At 75.1% G+C, this 17865-nt stretch carries 15 protein-coding genes; 4 read left to right on the plus strand and 11 right to left on the minus strand.

The features are described from left to right. Nucleotides 1-62: 62 nt before the first annotated feature. The 5 genes from BKA21_RS03235 to BKA21_RS03255 form a co-directional block, all read right to left on the minus strand. Entirely contained in the window at nucleotides 63-1658 is a 1596-nt protein-coding gene (locus BKA21_RS03235) for an alpha/beta hydrolase family protein (RefSeq protein WP_306458059.1), read from the minus strand. 120 nt (nucleotides 1659-1778) lie between these two features. Beyond that, nucleotides 1779-2696: a GTPase Era gene (gene era, locus BKA21_RS03240; RefSeq protein ID WP_140458662.1), complete on the minus strand. Its 918-nt coding sequence runs from the start codon at nucleotides 2694-2696 to the stop codon at nucleotides 1779-1781. Further along, nucleotides 2693-4063, minus strand: coding sequence for a hemolysin family protein (locus BKA21_RS03245; RefSeq protein WP_140458661.1), 1371 nt, complete (start codon nucleotides 4061-4063; stop codon nucleotides 2693-2695). Before BKA21_RS03245 ends, era begins: the two co-directional genes overlap by 4 nt. After that, entirely contained in the window at nucleotides 4060-4512 is a 453-nt protein-coding gene (gene ybeY / locus BKA21_RS03250) for an rRNA maturation RNase YbeY (protein ID WP_140458660.1), read from the minus strand. Before ybeY ends, BKA21_RS03245 begins: the two co-directional genes overlap by 4 nt. Beyond that, complete coding sequence (locus BKA21_RS03255) at nucleotides 4509-5489, minus strand: PhoH family protein (RefSeq protein WP_140458659.1); 981 nt, start codon at nucleotides 5487-5489, stop codon at nucleotides 4509-4511. The genes ybeY and BKA21_RS03255 overlap by 4 nt, the downstream gene beginning before the upstream one ends. Nucleotides 5490-5744: 255 nt before the next feature. Between BKA21_RS03255 and ppdK the strand changes: the two genes are divergently transcribed. Then, nucleotides 5745-8456: a pyruvate, phosphate dikinase gene (gene ppdK / locus BKA21_RS03260; protein WP_140458658.1), complete on the plus strand. Its 2712-nt coding sequence runs from the start codon at nucleotides 5745-5747 to the stop codon at nucleotides 8454-8456. Between the two features lie 136 nt (nucleotides 8457-8592). Here ppdK and BKA21_RS03265 read toward each other — a convergent pair whose 3' ends face one another. The 3 genes from BKA21_RS03265 to hrcA all read right to left on the minus strand — a co-directional run bounded on the left by BKA21_RS03265 (nucleotide 8593) and on the right by hrcA (nucleotide 11582). Continuing rightward, complete coding sequence (locus tag BKA21_RS03265) at nucleotides 8593-9351, minus strand: 16S rRNA (uracil(1498)-N(3))-methyltransferase (RefSeq protein ID WP_140458657.1); 759 nt, start codon at nucleotides 9349-9351, stop codon at nucleotides 8593-8595. After that, a complete protein-coding gene (gene dnaJ / locus BKA21_RS03270) occupies nucleotides 9348-10472 on the minus strand; it encodes a molecular chaperone DnaJ (RefSeq protein WP_140458656.1) in 1125 nt (374 codons plus the stop codon). The genes BKA21_RS03265 and dnaJ overlap by 4 nt, the downstream gene beginning before the upstream one ends. Before the next feature lie 87 nt (nucleotides 10473-10559). Next, complete coding sequence (gene hrcA / locus BKA21_RS03275; RefSeq protein WP_140458655.1) at nucleotides 10560-11582, minus strand: heat-inducible transcriptional repressor HrcA; 1023 nt, start codon at nucleotides 11580-11582, stop codon at nucleotides 10560-10562. A gap of 198 nt (nucleotides 11583-11780) precedes the next feature. On the opposite strand from hrcA, the gene BKA21_RS03280 reads away from it, so the two are divergent. After that, nucleotides 11781-12638 carry a DUF3097 domain-containing protein gene (locus BKA21_RS03280; RefSeq protein WP_140458654.1) on the plus strand — a complete coding sequence of 286 codons (858 nt, stop codon included), beginning with the start codon at nucleotides 11781-11783 and terminating at the stop codon, nucleotides 12636-12638. Nucleotides 12639-12711: 73 nt separating this feature from the next. On the opposite strand, the gene BKA21_RS03285 is transcribed toward BKA21_RS03280, so the two are convergent. After that, entirely contained in the window at nucleotides 12712-13659 is a 948-nt protein-coding gene (locus BKA21_RS03285) for a hypothetical protein (protein ID WP_140458653.1), read from the minus strand. A 146-nt stretch (nucleotides 13660-13805) separates the two neighbouring features. Between BKA21_RS03285 and BKA21_RS03290 the strand changes: the two genes are divergently transcribed. Together BKA21_RS03290 and BKA21_RS03295 are read left to right on the plus strand one after the other, a co-directional pair. Continuing rightward, nucleotides 13806-14186, plus strand: coding sequence for a DUF4870 domain-containing protein (locus BKA21_RS03290; RefSeq protein ID WP_140458652.1), 381 nt, complete (start codon nucleotides 13806-13808; stop codon nucleotides 14184-14186). Next, nucleotides 14183-14581 carry a DUF4870 domain-containing protein gene (locus tag BKA21_RS03295; protein WP_140458651.1) on the plus strand — a complete coding sequence of 133 codons (399 nt, stop codon included), beginning with the start codon at nucleotides 14183-14185 and terminating at the stop codon, nucleotides 14579-14581. Before BKA21_RS03290 ends, BKA21_RS03295 begins: the two co-directional genes overlap by 4 nt. Before the next feature lie 50 nt (nucleotides 14582-14631). On the opposite strand, the gene hemW is transcribed toward BKA21_RS03295, so the two are convergent. Continuing rightward, the gene (hemW, locus tag BKA21_RS03300) at nucleotides 14632-15870 is read right to left on the minus strand and encodes a radical SAM family heme chaperone HemW (RefSeq protein ID WP_140458650.1); all 1239 of its coding nucleotides are present in this window, start codon (nucleotides 15868-15870) and stop codon (nucleotides 14632-14634) included. A gap of 13 nt (nucleotides 15871-15883) precedes the next feature. Beyond that, the gene (gene lepA, locus BKA21_RS03305; protein ID WP_140458649.1) at nucleotides 15884-17770 is read right to left on the minus strand and encodes a translation elongation factor 4; all 1887 of its coding nucleotides are present in this window, start codon (nucleotides 17768-17770) and stop codon (nucleotides 15884-15886) included. Between the last annotated feature and the right edge of the window lie 95 nt (nucleotides 17771-17865).

The following is a 17865-nucleotide window of genomic DNA, read 5'->3' on the forward strand; positions in this document are numbered from 1 at the left end:
CCGTCACTGCACCGGCGCACATGGTGCCCCACGCGGGACCCGGGGTTCATCCCCGGCGCGCGTCAGATGCCCAGCTGGTACACGCCCCAGTAGGCCAGCACCACGAGCAGCACGCCCGCACCGGCCACCACGACCCCCACCGCGGCCGTGCGGACCAGCCCGGGGGCGACCCGCCGCCCGGCCCGGCGCGCCGCCCCGACGCGACGCCCGAGCAGCACGGCGGCCACGACCGTCATGATGCCGAGCAGGCGCACCGCGAGCCAGCCGCCCTGCACGACCCACGGGTCGCGCTGGTAGTCCATCGCCAGGCGTGCGACCGCCAGCAGGTACCAGACCAGGGCGACGACCGTGACGGCGGCGCCGGCGCCGAGCGCGACGAGCGGGCCCACGACGCCGGGCGCGAGGCGGTGGCCCGCCCGCTCGTCGGCCGTCAGGTCCCGCCGGCGCCGCACGCGCACCTCGTGCACGCCCCGGTCGAGGGCCACGGCGGTCCCGGCGAGCGCCAGCATCCCCGCCGCCGCGACGACCGTGGCGAGCATGACCGACCCGTCGACGAGCCACCGCGGCTGCGGCACGGGGCCCGCGACGTACACCTGGGTGGGCTGCTCGCCGGCCACCTGCGGCGTCGCCCCGGCCGTGCCGGGCAGCCCGCGGACCCACCCGGACAGGTCCCGCAGGAACGACGGGACGACGTCGCCGCCGACGCGGATGCCGTGGTTGGCGCCGTCGTAGTAGCGCACCGTGACGTCGTCGTTGCCGGCCTGCGCGGTGTCGTGCAGCACCTGCAGCGCGCCCTGCTCGATGGGCATGGACACGTCGCCCGTGCCGTAGACCACGAGGACGGGCTGCGTCATCCGCTGCTGGTACGGCGTGACGTCGAAGTCGATGTAGTCGAAGTTGCCGCCGGGGAAGGACGTGAGCCCGACGGCCCGCGGGATGGCCCGGAAGACGCCCTGCGGCACGCCGGTGTTGCGCAGGTAGGCGTCGACGGCGAACGCGGCCTGCTGGCGCGGCGGCACGACGGGCGACGACACGAGCACCACGAACGCGAGGTCGGGGTCCTGCGCGGCCATGACGGGCGCGATCCAGCCGCCCTCGCTCTCCGCGTACACCCCGACCCGGGCGGGGTCGACCTCGGGCCGAGCGCGCAGCACGTCGACGGACCGCGCGTAGTCGGCCGCCATCTCGACGTAGTCGCGGTGCCGCAGCGTGTAGGTGTCCAGGCGCTTGTTCGGCACCATCGCCACGACGCCCGACGCGGCCAGCGCGTGCGCCTGCGTGACGAACGCCTGCGCGAACCGCCCGGTGCCCGCCCCGTGGACGAACACCACGCCCGGCAGCGGCCCGGTGGCGCCCACGGGCAGGCTCAGCCGGGCCTCGACCCACCCGCCGTCGAGCTCGACGCGGACGTCCTCGGTGCGCACCTCGTACGTCTGGGCGAGCGGTGCGTCGCCGATCGCGGTCGACCGGGTCGTGACCGGGATCGAGTCGTGCATCAGCTCGGGGTCCCACTGCGGCCCGAGGACCGCGCCGAGGGCCGCCAGGACGAGCAGGGCGAGCGCGACGGCGGCGGCGACCCGGTAGGCGGCGGTCGGCACGCCGTCGCCCTCGCCGGTGCGGGTCACGCGGCGCCACGCGGCCGTCGTCGTCATGCCCATCGGCGCGCGGTCCTCACGCCGGGGCCGTCGGGGTCGGCGCTGCCGTCACGAGCCCTGCCGCCACGAGCCCTGCCGTCCCGAGCTCTGCCGTCCCGAGCCCCGCCGTCACGAGCACCGCCATCAGAAGCCCAGCCGGCCGAGCTGCTTGGGGTCGCGCTGCCAGTCCTTGGCGACCTTGACGTGCAGGTCGAGGAACACGCGCGCGCCGAGCAGGGCCTCGATCTCCGTGCGCGCGCGGGTGCCCACGTCGCGCAGCCGGGCACCGCCGCGGCCGATGACGATGGCCTTCTGGCTGTCGCGCTCGACGAACATGTGCACCCGCACGTCGAGCATCGGCACGCCGTCGCGGGCCGGCTCCTCGCGCTCGACGATCTCGTCGACCACGACGGCCAGGGAGTGCGGGAGCTCGTCGCGCACGCCCTCGAGGGCGGCCTCGCGCACCAGCTCGGCGACCATCACCTGCTCGGGCTCGTCCGTCAGCTCGCCGTCCGGGTAGAGCGCCGGCCCCTCGGGCAGGTGGCCCACGAGCACCTCGGTGAGCTCGCCCACCTGGTAGCCGTCGCGGGCGGAGACGGGCACGACGTCGGCCCACTCCCCCAGCGCGTCCACGGCGAGGAGCTGCTCGGCGAGGCGGCCCCGCGGCACGAGGTCCGCCTTGGTGACGACCGCGACCACCGGGGTCCCGGCACGGCCCTCGGGCGCCAGTCGTGCGAGCTGCTCGGCGATGTACCGGTCGCCGGGGCCGATCTTCTCGTTCGCGGGCAGGCAGAACCCGACGACGTCGACCTCGGTCAGCGTGTCGCGCACCAGGTCGTTGAGCCGCTCGCCCAGCAGGGTGCGTGGCCGGTGCAGCCCGGGGGTGTCGACCAGCACGAGCTGGGCGTCGTCGCGGTGGACGATGCCGCGCACCACGTGCCGCGTCGTCTGCGGCCGGCCCGACGTGATCGCGACCTTCTGCCCGACGAGGGCGTTGGTGAGCGTCGACTTGCCGGCGTTGGGGCGCCCGACGAAGCAGGCGAAGCCGGAGCGGTGGGTCATCGGGTCGCCTCCGAGGCGGACGTCGGGCGCACCTGGGGCGTGCCACGGGCGGGGGTGCGCGCGGCGGTGCCGCGGCCAGGGGTGCGTGCGTCGTCGGCGTCGGCCTCGGGGTCGGGGGCCCGGCTGACGAGCAGCGTCGCCAGGCGCTTGCGGCGGCCCTCGGCACGCTCGGCCACCAGGTGCAGGCCGTGGACGTCGGCCGCGGAGCCGGGCAGCGGGACCTTGCCGATCGCCTTGGCCAGCAGGCCGGCGGCGGTGTCGACGTCCTCGTCCTCGACCTCGAGGCCGAACAGATCCCCGAGCTCGTCGCGGCCCATCCGTGCCGGCACCCGGTAGACGCCGTCCCCGAGGTCCTCGACGACCGGTGCGCTGGGGTCGTGCTCGTCCGTGAGCTCGCCGACGATCTCCTCGAGCGCGTCCTCGATGGTGACGAGGCCGGCGATGCCGCCGTACTCGTCGACGACGAGCGCGATGTGCGAGGAGCCGTCGCGCAGTTCGCGCAGCAGGTCGTCGACCGGCTTGGACTCCGGCACGAACACCGGGGTGCGCGCCAGCGACGCGGCGGGCGCGTCGAGCGGGTCGGGGTCGCCGGCCGCGGCGGCACCGCGGTCGGGCAGGCGCCGCACGACGTCCTTGAGGTACAGCACGCCGACGAGGTCGTCGACGGAGTCGCCCACGACCGGGACCCGGGAGAACCCGGAGCGCAGCAGCAGGGCGAGCGCCTTGTGCAGCGGGGTGTCCGCGTGCGTGGTGATCATGTCGGTGCGCGGCACCATGACCTCGCGCGTGAGCGTGTCCCCCAGCTCGAGCACCGAGCGGAACATCTCCCGCTCGGTGTCCTCGATGGCCTCGGACTCGCTGACGCGCTCGACCATGTCGCGCAGCTCGTCCTCGTCCTGCTCGCTGGGCCCCTCGCCCGCCGGCTGCGCGCGCGAGACCACCGGGGCCAGCCACGCGACGGCCAGCAGCAGGCCCGACAGCGCGGTCAGCACGCCGGCCGGGTGGCGGCGGCCCATGGACCGCGGGCTGACGCGCACGAGCCCGAACGCCACGACGCCGCACGCCGCGGTGGCCAGCAGCGCGGTGGCCCACCACGACAGGCTCCCGGCGCTGATGGCCAGCGTCAGGCAGACCGCGGCGGCCGTCTCGGCGAGGATCCGCACGAACGACGCCGCGGCCACGACCCGCTCGGGCTGCTCGACCAGGCGCAGCACCCGCCCGGCGGCACGGTGCCGCTCGGCCTCGAGCTCGGCGACCCGCGAGCGCGTGACCCGCAGCACCGCGACCTCGCCGGCGGACAGCGCGGCCGCGAGCACGAAGCCGACGACCGCGACGGCGAGCAGCAGCGCGACGGGCGTCCCGGTCATCGGCCGGCGAGGAAGGTCAGGAGCAGTCGTCGCTGGAGGGCGAACATCTCCTTCTCCTCCTCCGGCTCGGCGTGGTCGTAGCCGAGCAGGTGCAGGATCCCGTGGGTCGTCAGGAGCAGGAGCTCCTCGACCGTGGAGTGCCCGGCGGCACGCGCCTGGGTCGCGGCCACCTCGGGGCACAGGACGACGTCGCCGAGCACGCCGGGCGGCGTGGGGTCGCCCTCGCGGCCGGGGCGCAGCTCGTCCATGGGGAACGAGAGCACGTCGGTCGGGCCGGGCTCGTCCATCCACTTCACGTGCAGGTCGCTCATCGCGTCGGTGTCGACGAGGCGGACGAACAGGTCCGCCTGCGGGTGCACGTGCATCGCGTCGAGCACGTACCGGCCGAGCGCGGCGAACTCCGCCTCGTCGACCTCGTGCCCGGACTCGTTGCTGACCTCGATGCTCATGACCTGTCCCACCTCGCGTAGGCGTCGATGATCTCCCCCACCAGGCGGTGGCGGACGACGTCGTGGGAGCTCAGCCGGCAGAACGCGACGTCGTCCACGTCGGCCAGGATGCTCTCCACGACGCGCAGGCCCGACGTCGTGCCGGACGGCAGGTCGGTCTGCGTGACGTCGCCGGTGACGACGACCTTGGAGCCGAAGCCCAGACGCGTGAGGAACATCTTCATCTGCTCGGTCGAGGTGTTCTGCGCCTCGTCGAGGATGATGAACGCGTCGTTGAGGGTGCGCCCGCGCATGTACGCCAGCGGGGCGACCTCGATGGTGCCGGCCTCCATGAGCCGCGGGATCGACTCCGGGTCGACCATGTCGTGCAGCGCGTCGTGCAGCGGCCGCAGGTAGGGGTCGATCTTGTCGGCGAGGGTGCCGGGCAGGAACCCGAGGCGCTCGCCGGCCTCGACGGCGGGCCGGGTCAGCACGATGCGGTTGACCTGGCGGGCCTGCAGCGCCTGCACGGCCTTGGCCATGGCCAGGTACGTCTTGCCGGTGCCGGCGGGGCCGATCCCGAAGGTCACGGTGTGCCGGTCGATCGCGTCGACGTAGTCCTTCTGCCCCGCGGTCTTGGGGCGGATGGTCTTCCCGCGCGAGGACAGGATGTTGAACGTCAGGACGTCGGCGGGCCGGGCGTCGGCGCCGGCCGCGAGCATGGTGACGGTGCGGCGCACGACGTCGGGGCTCAGCGGGGTGCCGGCGGCGGCCATGTCGACGAGCTCGTCGACGAGGCGGGTCACGAGGGCGACGTCCCCGGGGGTGCCGGCGAGGGTCACCTCGTTGCCGCGCACGTGCACGTCGACGGTGCGGAAGCCGTCCTCGACGGCGCGCAGCACCTCGTCGCGCTGCCCGAGGAGCTCGACCATCGAGACCTCGGCGGGCACGGTGACGCGGTGCTCCACGCGCGGGTGCGGTGATGAGGTCTCAGTCATGTGCTCGGCGGGGTGCCGTGCGCTCCTTCGGCTCGTGGGGTGCGTCCCGGCGGACCGGGCACCTGGCCGCCGGGACGTGCGCGGCGGTCTCGGCCGAGTCTACCGACGCCCCGGGCGGGTGCCGGGTCGACGACGCACGCGACGGGCACCCGCGTGGGCCCTTCGTCCCCCGGCGCGTCGTCGTGGACCGGAGAACACTGGGGCCAGACGCCGGGCGAGGGGGCCCGGTGCGGTGGCTGCGACGAAGGAGGCACCATGGCCCGCTACGTCAGGGACTTCAGCGAGGGCGACAAGGACCAGAAGGACCTGCTCGGCGGGAAGGGGGCGAACCTCGCGGAGATGACCCGGCTGGGGCTGCCCGTCCCGCCGGGCTTCACGATCACGACCGAGGCCTGCCGGGCGTACATGCGCACCGGGGAGGTGCCGCCGGAGCTGCGCGTCGAGGTGACGATGGCGGTGCGGCACCTGGAGGACACGCTCGGCCGGCGGCTCGGGGACTTCCACGAGCCGCTGCTGGTCTCGGTGCGCTCGGGCGCGAAGTTCTCGATGCCCGGGATGATGGAGACGGTCCTCAACGTGGGCCTCAACGACGCGTCGGTGCAGGGCCTGGCGTCGTTGTCGGGCGACGAGCGCTTCGCGTGGGACTCCTACCGTCGGCTGGTCCAGATGTTCGGGCGGACGGTGCTGGGCATCGACGCCGACCTGTTCGCCGACGCGCTCGACAAGGCGAAGGCGGCCCGGGGCGTCAGCGCGGACGTCGACCTGGACGCCGCCGACCTGCGCGGGCTGGTCGACACCTACAAGCAGATCGTCCGGGACGAGTCGGGGCGCGAGTTCCCCCAGCACCCGCGCGAGCAGCTCGACCTGGCGATCGTCGCGGTGCTGGACTCGTGGGGCACGGAGCGGGCCCGGCTGTACCGCCGCAAGGAGCGGATCCCCGACGACCTGGGCACCGCGGTGAACGTGTGCACGATGGTGTTCGGCAACCTGGGCCCGACGTCGGGCACGGGCGTGGCCTTCACGCGCGACCCCGCGACGGGCCGCACGGGCGACTACGGCGACTACCTGGTCAACGCGCAGGGCGAGGACGTGGTCGCGGGCATCCGCAACACGCTGTCGCTGGCGGACCTCGAGGGCGTCGACCCCGCGGCGTACGCCGAGCTGCGCCAGGCCATGCGGCGGCTGGAGACGCACTACCGCGACCTGTGCGACATCGAGTTCACCATCGAGCGCGGCAAGCTGTGGATGCTGCAGACCCGGGTGGGCAAGCGCACGGCGCCGGCGGCGTTCCGGATCGCGTGCCAGCTCGTCGACGAGCACCTCATCACCATGGACGAGGCCCTGGCGCGGGTCAGCGGCGCGCAGCTCTCGCAGCTGCTGTTCCCGCAGTTCGCCGCCGACGTCGCCGGTGCCGAGCTGCTGACGCGCGCGATGCCGGCGTCGCCGGGCGCCGCCGTGGGGCAGGTCGTCCTGGACCCGGCGCGGGCCGAGGAGTGGGCCGCGCAGGGACGGGACGTGGTGCTGGTGCGCCGCGAGACCAACCCCGACGACCTCGGCGGCATGATCGCCGCGGTCGGGGTGCTCACGGCCCGCGGCGGCAAGACGTCCCACGCGGCCGTGGTGGCCCGGGGCATGGGCCGCACCTGCGTCGTCGGCGCCGAGGAGCTCGTCATCGACACCGAGGCCGGCACGGTGACCGCCCGCGGGCGCACGGTGCACGAGGGCGACGTCGTGGCGCTCGACGGCACGACCGGCGAGGTGTTCGTCGGCGACGTCCCCGTGGTGCCCTCACCCGTGAGCCGGTACCTCGAGGACGGCCTGGACGTGGCGCTGGCCGAGGCGGCGGACGAGGAGACGCGCGACCTGGTGCGCGCGGTCGACCGGATCCTCACGCACGCGGACACCGTGCGGCGGCTGCGCGTGCACGCCAACGCCGACACGGCGGCCGACGCCGGGCGCGCCCGCCGCCTGGGGGCCCAGGGCATCGGGCTGTGCCGGACGGAGCACATGTTCCTCGGCGAGCGCCGCGTCCTCGTCGAGCGGGTCGTGCTGGCCTCCGACGACGCCGGGCGGCAGGCCGCGCTCGACGCGCTGCTCCCCCTGCAGCGCGCGGACTTCGTCGAGCTGCTCGAGGCCATGGACGGGCTGCCGACGACGATCCGGCTCATCGACCCGCCCCTGCACGAGTTCCTGCCGGACCTGACCGCGCTCTCGGTGAAGGTCGCGGTGGACCGCGAGCGCGGGCACGTCGACCCGGACGACGAGCGGCTGCTCGCGGCCGTCGAGCGCATGCACGAGGCCAACCCGATGCTCGGGCTGCGCGGCGTGCGCCTGGGCCTGGTGGTGCCGGGGCTGTTCGACCTGCAGGTGCGGGCGATCTGCGAGGCGGTGGCCGACCGGATCGCCGCCGGCGGGTCCCCGCACGCGGAGGTCATGGTGCCGCTGGTCGGCTCGGTGCAGGAGCTGCGGATCGTGCGCGAGCGGGCCCTGGCGACCATGGCACAGGTGGGCGCGGACCGGGGCGTGCCCCTGACGCTGCCCGTGGGCTGCATGATCGAGCTGCCGCGCGCCGCGCTCACGGCGGGCCGCATCGCCGAGGAGGCCGAGTTCTTCTCGTTCGGCACGAACGACCTCACGCAGACCACGTGGGGCTTCAGCCGCGACGACGTCGAGGGGGCGTTCTTCGCGCAGTACACGGCGAACGGCGTGCTCGCGGTGTCGCCGTTCGAGACCATCGACGTGCGGGGCGTCGGGCGCCTCGTCGAGGTCGCGGTCGCCGAGGGCCGGGCCACCCGTCCGGGCATCGGCCTCGGCGTGTGCGGGGAGCACGGCGGCGACCCGGAGTCGATCCGGTTCTTCCACGGCGCCGGGCTCGACTACGTGTCGTGCTCGCCGTTCCGGGTGCCGATCGCCCGGCTGGAGGCCGGCCGCGCGGCCGTCGAGGACGGGGGCAGCGACGCCCGGTGAGCGACGTCCCGTCCGGCGCCCCACCCGTCACGCGCCGGACGGGCCACGGCGGGGCCGGTGCACCTGCGTCCGGGTGCGCCGGCCCTCGCCCGCACCGGCCCTGAGCGGCACGGCGGTGAGCCCAGGAGCACGACGGTCAGCCCCAGCGGCCCAGGCGCTGGGCGAGCAGGGCCAGGGCGACGGGCCCGGCGGTCGACGTCCGCAGCACGTGCGGGCCGAGCCGGACGGTCCGCGCGCCGGCCGCGACGAGGTCGTCGGTCTCGCGGGCGCTGATGCCGCCCTCGGGCCCGACGACGACGAGCAGGTCCCCGGCGACGGGCAGGTCCACGTCGGCGAGCGGCACGGTGGCCTCCTCGTGCAGGACGAGGACGGCACCGCCGGCCGCGACGGTCGCGGCGGTGCGCTCGCGCAGGCCCCGCCCGTCCAGGGCGTGGTCCACGTCCGGGGTGCGCGCGCGGCGGGCCTGCTTGGTCGCCGCGCGCACGGTGCCGACCCAGCGCTGGCGGCTCTTCTGCGCGCGGTCGCCGCGCCAGATGACGATGGAGCGCTCCGCCTGCCAGGGCACGACCGCGTCGACGCCGACCTCGGTCGCCGCCTCGATCGCCATCTCGTCGCGGTCGCCCTTGGCGAGAGCCTGCACGAGCACCAGCCGCGGTGCGGGCTCGGGCTCGACGTCGACGCGGAGCACGGCGACGCGCACGCCGTCGGGGTGCACGTCCGCGACCGTGCCGACGGCGCGCACGCCCGCACCGTCGACGACGTCGACCCGCTCGCCGGGGGTCTTGCGCTGCACGACGCCCGCGTGCCGCCCCTCGGCCCCGGTGAGCACGAGCTCGCCGCCGGCCACGACGTCCGCGAGGTCGCCGGGCTCGACGAGGAAGACCGGTGCGCTCACCGGCCCGCGAGCTTGTCGCGCAGCTTGGCGAACACCCCCGGGTTCGCGGCCGCCAGGCGCGCGTCGGGGCGCTCCTCGCCGCGCAGGGCCGCCAGGCGCCGCAGCAGCTCGGTCTGCTCGTCGTCGGCGGGCAGCGGGACCGCCACGTCGACGTGCACGTGCAGGTCGCCGCGCCCGCCGACGTGCAGGTGCCCGACGCCCAGGCCCTTGAGGGTCACGACCTGGCCGGGCTGCGTGCCCGGGCGCAGGTCGATCTCCCGCTCGCCGTCGAGGGTGTCGAGCGCGAGCACGGTGCCCAGGGCGGCCGCGGTCATCGGCACCTCGAGGGTGGCGTGCAGGTCGTCGCCCTTGCGCACGAACGTCTCGTGCTTGCGCTCGCGCACCTCGAGGTAGACGTCGCCGGCCGGGCCGCCGGCGGGGCCGACCTCGCCCTGCCCGGTGAGCTTGATGCGGGTGCCGGTGTCGACGCCCGCGGGGACGTCCACCGAGAGCGTGCGGCGCGAGCGCACGCGCCCCTCGCCGGCGCACTCGGTGCAGGGCTCGGGGATGACGGTGCCGAAGCCGTGGCACGCGGCGCAGGGCTGGGTCGTCATGACCTGACCGAGGAACGAGCGCGCGACGCGCTGCACCGAGCCGCGGCCCGCGCAGACCTCGCAGGTGCGCGGCGACGTGCCCGGGCGGCAGCACGTGCCGCCGCACGTCGGGCAGAGCACGGCCGTGTCGACCTGGATGTCGCGGTGCACGCCGAACACGGTCTCGGCCAGGTCGAGGTCGAGGCGCACCAGCGCGTCCTGGCCGCGCCGGGCCCGGGACGCGGGCCCGCGCTGGGCACCGCCGGCCGCGGCGCCGAAGAACGTCTCGAAGATGTCCTGGAACCCGAACCCGCCGCCGGCACCGCCGCCGGGGGACGCGGGGTCGGCGCCCATGTCGTAGGCGCGGCGCTTGTCGGCGTTGCCGAGCACGTCGTACGCGCGCGAGACGTCCTTGAAGCGCTCCTCGGCCTGCGGGTCGGCACCCGCGACGTCGGGGTGCAGCTCGCGGGCCAGGCGCCGGTAGGCCTTCTTGATCTGCTCGGGCGCCGCGTCGCGCGGCACCCCGAGGACCTCGTAGTAGTCGGTCACGTGCGGTGGGGCTCGCTTCCTGGTCGTGGTCGCCGGCGGGCCGGCGCGATCGGTGCGGGGATGTCGGTGGGGTGGTGCCGTAGCCGGTCAGCCGGCGAGGATGCGCGTGAGGTAGCGGGCCACGGCCCGCACCGCCGACATCGTCCCGGGGTAGTCCATGCGCAGCGGCCCGACGGACCCGAGGAGGGCCACGGCCGACCCCTCGCCGCCGTAGCCGCTGGTCACGATGCTCGTCTCCGACAGGCCCTCGTGCTGGGTCTCGCGGCCGATGCGCACGGCCACGCCGGCGCCGTCCTCGGCCATCTCCGACAGCAGGCGCATGAGCACCACCTGCTCCTCGAGGGCCTCGAGGACCGGGCCGAGGGTGTGCGTGAAGTCCGTGCCGGCCGTCCGGGCCAGGTGCCCGACGCCGGCGACGACGACGCGCTCCTCGCGCTCCTGCGCGAGGGTCTGCGCGACGACCTCGACGACCGCGCGGGCCAGGGGGGCGCCGTCGGTGCCGACCTCGTCGACGAGCGCCGCCAGCGCCACGTCCAGGTCGGCCAGGCGCAGCCCCGCCGCGGCGAGGTTCAGCCGCACCCGCAGGCTCGCGACGACCGCCTCGTCGAGGTCCTGCGGCACCTCGACCGTGCGCTGCTCGACCCGGCCGGTGGTGGTGATGATCACCACGAGCAGGTGCCGCGGGCCGACGGGCACGAGCTCGACGTGCCGCAGCGCGGAGCGGCGCAGCGACGGGTACTGCACGACCGCGACCTGCTGCGTGAGCTGGGCCAGCAGACGCACCGCACGGTCGATGACGTCGTCGAGGTCGACGGCCTCCTCCAGCAGCGCGCCGATGGCCCGCTTCTCCGCCGGGGACAGCGGCTTGACGGTCGAGAGGCGGTCGACGAACACCCGGTACCCCAGGTCGGTCGGCACCCGGCCGGCCGACGTGTGGGGCTGGTGGATGAGCCCGGCGTCCTCCAGGGCGGCCATGTCGTTGCGGATCGTCGCGGGCGACACCCCGAGGCGGTGCCGCTCCGTCAGGGCCCGCGAGCCGACGGGCTCACGGGTGGCGACGTAGTCCTCGACGATCGCGCGCAGCACGTCCAGCCGCCTGTCGTCGCTCATCGCCACCTCCTCGCCTCGTCGTCCGGGCCGGCTCCGCGGGCGTGCGGCCGGTGCCCGCGGGCCCCGACCGGTAGCACTCGCGGCTGCCGAGTGCCAATCCTACGCGTCCCGCCGCGGGGCACCAGGGTGCACCCCGCCCCGCCGACGCGCCGGGCCGGCCGCGCGGCGTCCGTGGGCCCCGCGCCCTACAGTGCCCCGGTGACCAGCGACCGCTACGGATCGGACGTCCTGTCCACCGGCCCGACCGCCCACCACGCGCCGCGCCCGACGGCCCGAGAGCAGCCCGCCGAGCGCGGGCTCGTCGTCGAGGACGTCGAGTCCGGGTGGGTCGGCGCGGTCGTGCGCGTGGAGAAGTCCGGCGGCCTGCACGTCGTCGTGCTGGAGGACCGGCGCGGGCGCACCCGCACGTTCACCCTCGGGCCCGGGTTCTGGGTGGACGGGGCCCCGGTGGTGCTCACCGCCCCCGTCGCCCGCCGTGCCCCCGCCGCACCGGCCCGCACGGCGTCGGGCTCGCGGGCCGTGCCCGACGCGCCCGCACGGGTCGCCCGCGGGTCGCGCATCTGGGTCGAGGGCAAGCACGACGCCGAGCTCGTCGAGAAGGTCTGGGGCGACGACCTGCGCGTCGAGGGCGTCGTCGTCGAGCTGCTCGACGGCGTCGACCACCTCGCCGACGCGCTGCGCGACTTCCGACCCACGACCGACCGGCGCGTCGGGGTGCTCGTCGACCACCTGGTGCCCGGGTCCAAGGAGAGCCGGATCGCCGCCCAGGCGGTCCGCGGCACCCCGACCGGGTCGGTGCTGGTGCTCGGCCACCCGTACGTCGACGTCTGGCAGGCCGTGCGGCCGCAGCGGCTCGGCCTCGACGCGTGGCCGACGATCGAGCGCGGCACCGAGTGGAAGCACGGGATCCTGCGCGAGCTCGGCTGGCCGGCCGCCGACCAGGCCGACGTCGCCCGCGCGTGGCAGCGGATCCTGCGCTCGGTGCGCAGCTACGCCGACCTCGAGCCGAGCCTGCTCGGACGCGTCGAGGAGCTCATCGACTTCGTCACCGCCTGACCGCCCGAGCCCTGGGACGTCTCCGCCCGCCGGCACGGGGCGCGGGCGGGCGGAGACGGGCAGGCACGACGGGTCAGGCGGGTGCCACGGGCCCGCCGGTGAGCTGGCGGAACGCGTACACCGACAGCAGCACGGCCACCGGGACGCCGACCAGCGCGCCGATGCCGCACAGGGCGCTCCCCACGGCGACGGCCACCCACGCGAGCAGCACCACGAGGATCGTCGAGCCGACGTCGCGGGTCTGCATCTGCACGGAGGCACGCACGGCGTCGATCGGCGCCAGCCCCCGGTCGAGGACGTGGTGGTAGGCGAAGAACCCGAGGTAGACGACCGCGATCGACAGGATCCAGCCGAGGAACGGGATGAGGCTCGCCACGAAGTTCGCCGCGGCGAACAGCAGCCCGACGACGAAGACCGGCCCGACGCGGGAGAAGTCGAACATGTCCCCGACGCTGATCGGGCGTCCGTCCGCCACCTTGAGCGCCGCGGACACGAAGGACCCCGTGAACAGCGCACCCAGCAGGACCGCGACGGCGGACACCACGGCGTAGGCCAGGCTCGCGCCGAAGCCCGCGAACATGCTCGTGTCACCGCCACCGGCACCGATCAGCGCGCCGAAGCCGCCGAACACCAGCGCGACGACGCTGACGACCATGGCGATGACGAGGAACCACGCGACCCCGCCGAGCACCCAGGCGCCCCAGCTGCGACCGAACGCCGAGAACGCCCACGAGAACGCAGCCCCGGCGTCCACGCGCGGCCCCTGCGGGGCGTAGCCGGCGGCGCCGTAGCCGCCGGGTCCCGCCGTCGGGGCGGGCCCGTAGGGCTGGGCCGGCGGAGGGTACGCGCCGCCGGGCGGCGGGTACCCGCCCGCAGGGGGCGGGGCGGCACCGGGCGGCGGCGTCGGGCCGGGGGCGCCGGCGGGCTGGCCGTAGGCCGGGGGCGGGTACGACCCGCCGGGCGGGGGCGGCGGCGTGGGGTCGTCGTCGCGCGGCGGCTGACCGCCCGGGTTCTCGCTCATCATGACCTCCGGTCACCAGGTGGGCGTGATCACGCCCGTCCCGAGCGAACCGAAGCGGGGCAGACCGTGTCAAGGCTCCACGCCGCGCGCCGACCCCCCGCCCGGTACGCTGCCCGCACCGCCCGACGACCCCTGGAGACCGCCCCGTGTCCTACCCGCCGCCCGGCCCGCCCGCCTCGTCGGGCACCCCGTCGAGCACCCCGTGGGCGGTGCTCGCGCACCTCGGCGGGATCCTCGCGTACTTCTGGGCCGGCTGGGTCGTGGCCCTGGTCGTCTGGCTCGTGCACCGCGAGCGCGACCACGCCGTGGCGCGGGAGGCCGCCGTCGCCCTGAACTTCCAGCTCACGGTGCTGGTCGCCCTGGTCGCGGCGCGGATCGTCGGGGAGATCCCGCTGCTCGGGTTCGTGGGGTGGGTCGCCGCGGTCGCGCTGGGGATCGCGAGCCTGGTGCTGTCCGTCATGGCCGCCGTGGCCGTCAACGCCGGGCGGCCCGCCCGGTACCCCCTGAGCCTGGAGCTGGTCCGATGAGCACGCCGTCCTTCGAGCAGCAGCCGCAGCAGCCGCCCTACCAGCCGGTCCCCGCGCCGCCGCTGCGCCCCGAGGACGAGCGCACGTGGGCGATCCTCGTGCACCTGCTGCCCCTGGTGGGTGTGAGCTTCCTCGGCCCGCTGGTGGTGTGGCTCGTGTTCCGCGGGCGCGGGCCGTTCCTCGAGCACCACGCCAAGGAGTCGCTGAACTTCCAGCTCACGGTGCTGATCGCGCTGCTGGTGTCGCTCGTGGCCGTCGCGGTGACGTTCGGGATCGTCGTGCTCGCGCCCTTCGCCGTCTACCTCGGGGCGCTGGTCCTGCAGGTCCTCGCCGCCGTGGCCGCCAGCCGGTGGGAGTGGTACCGCTACCCGGTGACGATCCGCTTCGTCTCCTGACGGGGATGCCCGCCTCCTGACGGGTAACGGGGTCGGGACGGGAGCGTCGGTCAGCCGACCAGCGCCCGCACGACCGCGTCCGCCAGCAGCCGCCCGCGGCGGGTGAGCAGCACGCGCCGCGGCCCGTCCGCCCCGAGCGCGGCCCGCGCGTCGACGAGCCCGTCGGCGACCAGTCCGGCGACGGTCGCGCGCGCGGTCGCGTCGAGGTCGTCCAGGGGCAGGCCCTCGGCGATCCGCACGCCCAGCATGACCCGCTCCAGCCGGGCCGTGGCCGCGTCGACGCTCTCGCGCCCCGCGGCCGGGCTGCGGCCCGCGGCCAGCCGGTCGGCGTACGCGCGCGGGTGCTTGACGTTCCACCAGCGGGTGCCGCCGACGTGGCTGTGCGCCCCGGGACCCACGCCCCACCAGTCGTCCCCGCGCCAGTAGCCGAGGTTGTGCCGCGAGGCGTCCGCGGGCGTGCGCGCCCAGTTGCTCACCTCGTACCAGCCCAGCCCGGCCGCCGTCAGCAGGTCGTCGGCGAGCTCGTACTTGGCGGCCTGGTCGTCCTCGTCGGGCAGCGTCAGCTCCCCGCGCCGCACCTGCCCGGCCATGCGCGTGCCCGCCTCCACCACCAGGGCGTACGCGCTGACGTGGTCGACGCCGGTCGCCAGCGCGGCCTCGACGCTGCGCCGCCAGTCGGCCAGGGACTCCCCCGGCGTGCCGTAGATGAGGTCGAGCGAGACCCGCAGGCCGGCGTCGCGGGCCCACCGGACGACGTCGGGCACGCGGGCCGGGTCGTGCGTGCGCTCGAGCGTGGCGAGCACGTGCGGCACCGCGGACTGCATGCCGAACGAGACCCGCGTGAACCCGGCGGCCGCGAGGCGCGCCAGCCCGTCGGGCGTCACGGAGTCGGGGTTCGCCTCGGTGGTGACCTCCGCGCCCGGGTCCAGGCCCCACGCGTCCCGCACCCCGCCGAGCAGCCGGACGAGGTCGTCGACCGGGAGCAGCGTCGGCGTGCCGCCGCCGACGAACACCGTCTGCACGGGACGCGCGGGCAGCCCCGCGTCCCGCAGCACGCGGGCCGCGAGGGCGATCTCGTCGAGCGCGGTCGCCGCGTACGCGGCCTGGCTGGCCCCGCCGCCCAGCTCGGTGGCCGTGTACGTGTTGAAGTCGCAGTAGCCGCAGCGCACCGCGCAGAAGGGGACGTGCAGGTACACCCCGAACGCGCGCCGCTGCGCACCGTCGAGCACCGACGTCGGCAGCGCGCCGTCGTCGGGCGGCACGTCCCCCTCGGGCAGCGCCGGGCTCACGCCGGCCCGCCCGTCACTTCTTCTTCGCGTCCTTGTCCTTGCCGTCCTTGGAGCCCGCGGGCTCGGAGGACAGCGCGGCGATGAAGGCCTCCTGCGGCACGTCGACCCGGCCGATCGTCTTCATGCGCTTCTTGCCCTCCTTCTGCTTCTCCAGCAGCTTGCGCTTGCGGGTGATGTCACCGCCGTAGCACTTGGCCAGGACGTCCTTGCGGATGGCCCGGATCGTCTCGCGGGCGATGATGCGGGACCCGATCGCCGCCTGGATCGGCACCTCGAACTGCTGGCGCGGGATGAGCTCCTTGAGCTTGGCCGTCATCATCACGCCGTAGCCGTAGGCCTTGTCCTTGTGCGCGATCGCGCTGAAGGCGTCGACCTGCTCGCCCTGGAGCAGGATGTCGACCTTCACCAGGTCCGCGACCTGGTCGCCGACGGCCTCGTAGTCCAGGCTCGCGTACCCGCGGGTGCGCGACTTCAGGGCGTCGAAGAAGTCGAAGACGATCTCCGCCAGCGGCAGCATGTACCGCATCTCGACGCGGTCCTCGGACAGGTAGTCCATGCCCTGCAGGTCGCCGCGCTTGGACTGGCACAGCTCCATGATCGTGCCGACGAACTCGCTGGGCGTCAGGATCGTCGCCTTGACCACGGGCTCGCGGACCTCGCGGATCTTGCCGCCGGGGAACTCGCTGGGGTTCGTCACGTGGACCTGCGTGCGGTCCTCCATCGTCACGTCGTAGACGACGTTGGGCGCGGTGGAGATCAGGTCGAGGTCGAACTCGCGCTCGAGGCGCTCGCGCACGATCTCCAGGTGCAGCAGCCCGAGGAAGCCCACCCGGAACCCGAAGCCCAGGGCGACGGACGTCTCGGGCTCGTAGTTGAGCGCCGCGTCGTTGAGCTTGAGCTTGTCGAGCGCGTCGCGCAGCACGGGGTAGTCGGACCCGTCGATCGGGTACAGCCCGGAGAACACCATCGGCTTGGGGTCGGAGTACCCGCCGAGGGCGTCGGCCGCGGGCTTGGCCGAGTTGGTCACCGTGTCGCCGACCTTGGACTGACGCACGTCCTTCACGCCGGTGATGAGGTAGCCGACCTCGCCGACGCCCAGACCCTTGGTCGGCACGGGCTCGGGCGAGATTACCCCGATCTCCAGGAGCTCGTGCGTGGCGCGGGTCGACATCATGGCGATCCGCTCGCGCGGGCTGAGGCTGCCGTCGACCACCCGCACGTACGTCACGACGCCGCGGTAGGTGTCGTAGACGGAGTCGAAGATCATGGCGCGGGCGGGGGCGTCCGCGTCCCCGACCGGCGCCGGCACGAGCTCGACGATGCGGTCGAGCAGCTCGGTGACGCCCACGCCCGTCTTGCCGGACACCTTGAGGACGTCCGCGGGGTCGCCGCCGACGAGCCCGGCGAGCTCCTCCGCGTACTTCTCGGGCTGCGCGGCCGGCAGGTCGATCTTGTTGAGCACGGGGATGACCTGCAGGTCGTTCTCCAGCGCGAGGTACAGGTTCGCCAGCGTCTGGGCCTCGATGCCCTGCGCGGCGTCGACGAGCAGCACCGCGCCCTCGCACGCCGCGAGCGACCGCGACACCTCGTACGTGAAGTCGACGTGGCCGGGGGTGTCGATCATGTTGAGGGCGTACGGCGTGCCGTCGACCTCCCAGGGCATGCGCACGGCCTGCGACTTGATGGTGATGCCGCGCTCGCGCTCGATGTCCATGCGGTCGAGGTACTGCGCGCGCATGGCGCGGGCGTCGACGACGCCGGTGAGCTGGAGCATGCGGTCGGCGAGCGTCGACTTGCCGTGGTCGATGTGCGCGATGATGCAGAAGTTGCGCAGCAGCTCGGGCGGCGTGGCGGCCGGCAGGATGCGCGAGGTCGCGGCGGCGCTCGGGATCGGGGACACGCGCTCAGGGCTCCGTGGGGGTTCGGTGGGCGCCGGGACGGCGCCGGACGGTCGGCGGACGACCACGACCGGGCGCCGGGGGCGCGCCGTGTCGG

It is taken from the genome of Cellulomonas oligotrophica, from assembly GCF_013409875.1.
Taxonomy (GTDB): Bacteria; Actinomycetota; Actinomycetes; order Actinomycetales; family Cellulomonadaceae; genus Cellulomonas; species Cellulomonas oligotrophica.

Excerpts from the sequence above, each read along its gene's own strand:
- BKA21_RS03295 (WP_140458651.1), top strand. The coding sequence starts at position 14,183 with ATGAGCACGCCGTCCTTCGAGCAGCAGCCGCAGCAGCCGCCCTACCAG.
- BKA21_RS03285 (WP_140458653.1), bottom strand. The coding sequence starts at position 13,659 with ATGAGCGAGAACCCGGGCGGTCAGCCGCCGCGCGACGACGACCCCACG.
- BKA21_RS03235 (WP_306458059.1), bottom strand. The coding sequence starts at position 1,658 with ATGGGCATGACGACGACGGCCGCGTGGCGCCGCGTGACCCGCACCGGC.
- BKA21_RS03245 (WP_140458661.1), bottom strand. The coding sequence starts at position 4,063 with ATGACCGGGACGCCCGTCGCGCTGCTGCTCGCCGTCGCGGTCGTCGGC.
- hrcA (WP_140458655.1), bottom strand. The coding sequence starts at position 11,582 with ATGAGCGACGACAGGCGGCTGGACGTGCTGCGCGCGATCGTCGAGGAC.
- ppdK (WP_140458658.1), top strand. The coding sequence starts at position 5,745 with ATGGCCCGCTACGTCAGGGACTTCAGCGAGGGCGACAAGGACCAGAAG.
- ybeY (WP_140458660.1), bottom strand. The coding sequence starts at position 4,512 with ATGAGCATCGAGGTCAGCAACGAGTCCGGGCACGAGGTCGACGAGGCG.
- BKA21_RS03255 (WP_140458659.1), bottom strand. The coding sequence starts at position 5,489 with ATGACTGAGACCTCATCACCGCACCCGCGCGTGGAGCACCGCGTCACC.
- era (WP_140458662.1), bottom strand. The coding sequence starts at position 2,696 with ATGACCCACCGCTCCGGCTTCGCCTGCTTCGTCGGGCGCCCCAACGCC.